This is a genomic window from Streptococcus sp. DD10 (assembly GCF_001578805.1).
Lineage (GTDB): Bacteria > Bacillota > Bacilli > Lactobacillales > Streptococcaceae > Streptococcus.
Window position 1 is genome coordinate 618,413 of record NZ_KQ969157.1, and the last position, 3,478, is coordinate 621,890.

4 protein-coding genes are annotated in these 3,478 nt (G+C 35.0%); 2 read left to right on the forward strand and 2 right to left on the reverse strand.

Going from position 1 to position 3,478, the window contains the following annotated elements:
- Positions 1–146 (reverse strand): branched-chain amino acid transport system II carrier protein (locus STRDD10_RS10360; protein WP_197458296.1); only part of this gene is annotated, 146 nt, incomplete at its 3' end.
- Between the two features lie 223 nt (positions 147–369).
- Entirely contained in the window at positions 370–1,317 is a 948-nt protein-coding gene (locus STRDD10_RS02765) for a CPBP family intramembrane glutamic endopeptidase (RefSeq protein ID WP_067192913.1), read from the reverse strand.
- Positions 1,318–1,452: 135 nt separating this feature from the next.
- On the opposite strand from STRDD10_RS02765, the gene STRDD10_RS02770 reads away from it, so the two are divergent.
- Both STRDD10_RS02770 and STRDD10_RS02775 read left to right on the forward strand, forming a co-directional pair.
- On the forward strand, positions 1,453–2,220 hold the full coding sequence (locus STRDD10_RS02770; protein WP_067192915.1) for a CPBP family intramembrane glutamic endopeptidase: 768 nt from the start codon (positions 1,453–1,455) through the stop codon (positions 2,218–2,220).
- Positions 2,221–2,352: 132 nt separating this feature from the next.
- The gene (locus STRDD10_RS02775; RefSeq protein ID WP_067192917.1) at positions 2,353–2,910 is read left to right on the forward strand and encodes a GNAT family N-acetyltransferase; all 558 of its coding nucleotides are present in this window, start codon (positions 2,353–2,355) and stop codon (positions 2,908–2,910) included.
- Positions 2,911–3,478 lie beyond the last annotated feature (568 nt).

The following is a 3,478-nucleotide window of genomic DNA, read 5'->3' on the forward strand; positions in this document are numbered from 1 at the left end:
CCCACACCCGATAGGACAAAACCTGCGATTGCAGGCCAAAAATGCTCACCAGAAAGTGCACCAAGTGCTGGCGGAAAAATTAGATTTCCCGCACCAAAGAATATCCCGAACAGGAGCAAACCTGTCAGAGAACTTTTTTTCAACATAGGAAGACCTCGTTTCTAAGAATTCTTTTCTATTATAACAAAAAAAACAGTCTACAAATCTTGAGATGACTGTAGACTAAAATGTTTTGTTTATTCTGAAAATTCATTCAATTAAGACGTTTACTTGTTTGTGTTCTACTATTTTTTGGAACCCCTTTTGCAAATGAATTCTTTCTTAACGAATATTATGAATACAAGTTCATAAGAGTACTTTTTAAAAAAACTAAGAAATTTTTGTAATCAAAAACAAACCTTGAAACAGCATGCTGACGACAAAGAGCCAAAACCAAACAGATTTAAGGGCAGTTTTAAAAACTCCCTTTTCAGGTTGATTTTCTTGAATATACTCTCGGATTCTATCCTTATTTTTGTAAAGAACAAACAGTCCCGCACCACTACCAATAATGTTTAAAGAAAGTGAGATGACTGTCGCTATATCCTCAGGAAAATATCCTAAAAGCCAAAGCATGACGTCCCCAATCACAAGATTATTAAAAATATGTAGAAAGATTGCCCAATAAATTGAATATTCCAAGGCAACATAACCAAAAACTAGGCCAACTAAAAAAGCAAAAAGACCTTGAGGGATATTCCCATGAAATAATCCAAATAATATGGCACTCATGACCAAAGCATACAGTTTTCCATACGTTTTAAAGCTTCCTAAAATAGTTCCACGAAAAATGAGTTCCTCTGATATCGGACCTAAAATACCAGCATAGAGAAACATACTCCAGTTTGTAGAACCAGCGGACGCTGCTTCAATGGATGTCAGCCAACTAAGCTGAACAAGATTGAGCAAACTCTCTACTAAATTAGCAAATAAAGTAAAACTAAACTGACCCAAATACAGAAAAGCTAATAAAACTATAAACGCCTTCCCTGTCATTTTTTTTCCTTTATGGCAAATGTAGTCTGTCCACAGTCTCCCTTCTTTATAAACTGTAAAAATCAAGACTCCAACTACCACAGCAAGAAAATACCCGACCATACTATCCGATAGAAGTTCTTTTGCCTCTTCGAGATTCGCTCCGGGACCATGTTGAACTTTATATAGAATAATTTCTATAATTCCTACCAGAAGAATACTTACCAACATAAGTATCGAATAGAGCAATAAATTCCCCGAGCTCCAAGCTAACTCTTTTTTTGCATTTTTCTTCAAATCCATACAAAATCCTCCTTTTTACAGTATAACATATTTTTTTAACCCTGTATTCCTTTCATAAGCATTTTTTAATCTAGTTTTAAGAAAAGAATGCTATACTCAATTAGAAAAAACGAATTTTTAGAAAGTTGAGTTCCAATGAATATCAGAACTTTTTTCCGTCCTAAACAGACCTTGGATTACCTAAAATGGTATGACATCCTTGTTCTTACCCTTATTTTATTTGGTCAATTTATTTATCGCTCTACTGAATTATATCTCCAAAGTTTAGCACCTGTTACACAAGCTGTTACAGAGGTTGCGACCACTACTACAACGGACACTGCTTCTAGTGGTGCCGCCTATTCTAGTAACTTTACCTTACAAGTTAGCTTACTCATTATTGCCTTCCTTTACCTTTGGATACGCAACTTTAACTTTAAGCGACTCCCTATCAAATTTAAATGGTCTGTCCTTTTTTGGGTTCCTTTTATTTTTGCAATCATGGGATTAATGGCGGATACTGTGACTAGCTTGAGTGGCTCTTATAACTATTTTAGTTGGGATGTTATTCGATATATCAATCCACTTGCTATCATCGACAAGTTTTTAGCACTATCTCCAATGGCAATCGCTTATAGCTTACTCAATGGTTTTTATGAGGAATTTTTCTTCCTAGGGCTCTTGACTTCTGTTAAAGAACATCAAAAATGGTGGGTTCTCCTTTATTCAACCATCGTTCGGATTTCCTTCCATACCTACCAAGGAATGCTTTGGGCTTTGACAATCGGAGTTCTCTTTGGACTACTTTACTACTTCTTCTATAAGTTCAAGGTGAAAAATCTCCTACCATTTTTCCTCGTCCATGCTTTAGCAGACATGTTTGGTTCAGGTTTAATCTACCTTCTAATCAATTGGGGTAGTTAATTACTAGCCAATTGTTTTACATTATCATAACTTATCCACTCTGTTATAAGTCACAATATCAGTAGGGATAAGCTTTTTTTGTTATAATAGGAAGTAGGATACACTAATCTATAAGATTAAAAGGAGTAAAAAATGACAATCAGAAGCCAGCTCATTACAAAGTCATTTCCTGATTTAGAAAATGTTATAAAATTGAATCAGGAAGCATTTCCAGAGGAAGAGCGTCTTCCAATCTCAGAATTGCTAGCAGATGCAGACAATGAACATTCCCACTTTTTTGCATTTTACAATGAAGAGGAATTCATTGGATTTGCCTATTCGGTAACTAATGAAACTGTTTTTTATATTGCCTTTTTTGCCATCATGCCTCACTTGCGAAGTCAAGGTTATGGAGGAAAAATTATCGACAAACTAGTCGAGTTTTACTATCCTAAGACTATGGTACTTGAAATTGAACGACTAGATGAAGAATGTGATAATCTCGAACAACGCATAGCTCGTTGGGAGTTCTACAAAAGAAATGGTTTCAAACAATCCGGCGCTACGCTTGATTACAATGGGCTTAGCTTCGCTATCCTTTATCGGGGAAATCACTTTGAGAAGGAAGGATATGAAGAAATCTTTAGACGCTTTCAAGAAGAAGGCGGTTTTGAATTTGAGATAAAATACCGCAATTTTTGTGATTTATAATTTCTCTTTCCTATTTTAATCCAGATACTTTACTACTTTTTACGTATTCATCTGCCTGGTATTTTGAACTTATTGCTAGCAAATTAGTTAGAGTAGGGGATGGATTTATCCGAACAATCTATGACCAGCAATTGCTTGGGCTTTTCAAAGAAAAAATGTCATAAGACCTAGCTATCTCGCTCGGAGTCACTCTAATTTCTTAATACCATCTAGTTTCGTTATTTTGATTCGCCCAATCTGACAATGATTAACGTCTTTCCACCACTTTTATTATAAGAAAATAAAGTAGCATCACGGCAATTATGATTTTATTCAGATTTTCCCCAAATTAAAGCATTACTGAAATGCCATGGTCTGGGCTTTGATTATCTAATCTTAAATAATCATATCTCGTTAAGTTTTGGGTTTCAGCATTTCTAGCTTCTTCTTTCCCTCACCTATCTTTTTACAGGAAAGCTAGATTTTACTATAATCTGCCTTCTGCTTTTTATCTCTTTTTTAAGAGACCAATGTAGTTTTTCTATTCAATACTTTTATTACAACTTTTCAGTTCAACTCAGTCGCAAAT